Here is a 1,356-nt window from a genome sequence, read left to right on the forward strand (position 1 = left end):
ACGTCAAGCGCACGAGGCACCCATCACCTTAAAATTCCTCAGCTGCGTGGCTTCCGTGAACGGCCGCGTTTCACGCACCGGGCGCGGATGCCACAGACGCGCGCCGCATTCGGGGCCCCTGTCGTTCGACACGGTCGCCACGTTCGACGAGAGATCGAACGTGAGACGCTCCGCGTTGCCGCTGCCAGTTCACAGCCTGTCGTAATGCAGGGCGATGCAAGCATAAATGTAACGCGCGACGTTACCATCAAGATCACGTTTTTTATTTCGGATGCGGAAGGTGTCGAGGAACAACTTATCGGCGTCGCTCTCTCGCCAGAGCTGCAACCCGAAAAACAGACCTGCATCCTCAGGCTTGGTCATCTTTGACCCGCAACACCATTTGGATAGTTATCAGAATAAATTCAGACACGCCGGAACCAGAGAGTGGAGAGCGGGCAGGTCCCAGAGGAAGGGGCCCTGGGTTCATCAATCATCGCAGTGAGACAGGCTGCCCAGGGAACCTGCGCCGATCGTACCGGCAGGGTCAGCACGAACTCCTTTCCGGTCGCACCAGGAACAATCGCCGACGGCTTCATCCCCGCGTGCGTAGCGCCCCGCCGTTCGATATTTGATGGTGATCACGCTACGCACGGGCGCTTGGCGCGCGGAGTGCGTCCAGCCGGGCCAGCAGCGCGCGGGCCTGCAGTTCGAGGGGACGCGCCAGGTCCGCCTCCAGTAGCGCATTGACCCGGGCGCGCCAGTAGTCCGACGATGTCACCGGCGTTCCCTGCCCGGCATCATGGTCGTGAATCAGGCGCTCGACTTGCAGGATCATGGCTCGAATGTGCGCCAGGTCCTGGGCATAGTCGTCATAACTCATGTGCCCTTTGCTCGCCCTGTCGCGCTGATCCTGTGTGGACGACCGGTCTGCACCGTTCATGGTTGTGAGTTCCGTGAAAGATGGCCGCTGGAAGAAGTGCTTCGTAGCACCTCCTCCTGCATCGACCATCGCCCTGCCACGTATTCCATCAGTGGCGGTGCAGGCGCCAGGCCCAACCGGGGGAGGCCGTTCGCCGGAGCATCTGCGCTCGCCGATGTTCGCGTCGATAGTGTTTGACCACGAAAACGACTGCACACAGCAAGACCGCGCCACCTGTCGCCGTGGCTGCCTCGCTGGCGTTCATCGGCATCTCCTTCCAACACCGCGGTTGAGCCAGAAAAGGATTCCTTGACCTATGGCAGCTCTGTCATCGCAGCCTGGGCACCAGGTCTGAGCCGCTATCGTTTCGCTACCTGCGAGACTGGATCGGTTGCGCGCATGACGCGCTTTGAGGCGGCCGCCGCCATCTCGAGGCTGTTACGGGTCGCCTCGAT

General features: G+C 61.4%; 1 protein-coding gene and 1 pseudogene. Both read right to left on the reverse strand.

The window, feature by feature from the left end; all coding sequences use genetic code 11:
- Positions 1-3: 3 nt before the first annotated feature.
- A pseudogene (locus BO1_RS61700) lies at positions 4-186 on the reverse strand (hypothetical protein); the annotation flags it as partial.
- 439 nt (positions 187-625) lie between these two features.
- The gene (locus BO1_RS58725; protein ID WP_156992821.1) at positions 626-922 is read right to left on the reverse strand and encodes a hypothetical protein; all 297 of its coding nucleotides are present in this window, start codon (positions 920-922) and stop codon (positions 626-628) included.
- Positions 923-1,356: the final 434 nt, after the last annotated feature.

Source organism: Paraburkholderia oxyphila NBRC 105797, from assembly GCF_000685075.1.
In the GTDB taxonomy this organism is placed as follows: domain Bacteria; phylum Pseudomonadota; class Gammaproteobacteria; order Burkholderiales; family Burkholderiaceae; genus Paraburkholderia; species Paraburkholderia oxyphila.

What these genes read in the sequence shown, in the direction of transcription:
- BO1_RS58725 (WP_156992821.1), bottom strand. Translation starts at nt 922, where the DNA reads ATGAACGGTGCAGACCGGTCGTCCACACAGGATCAGCGCGACAGGGCG.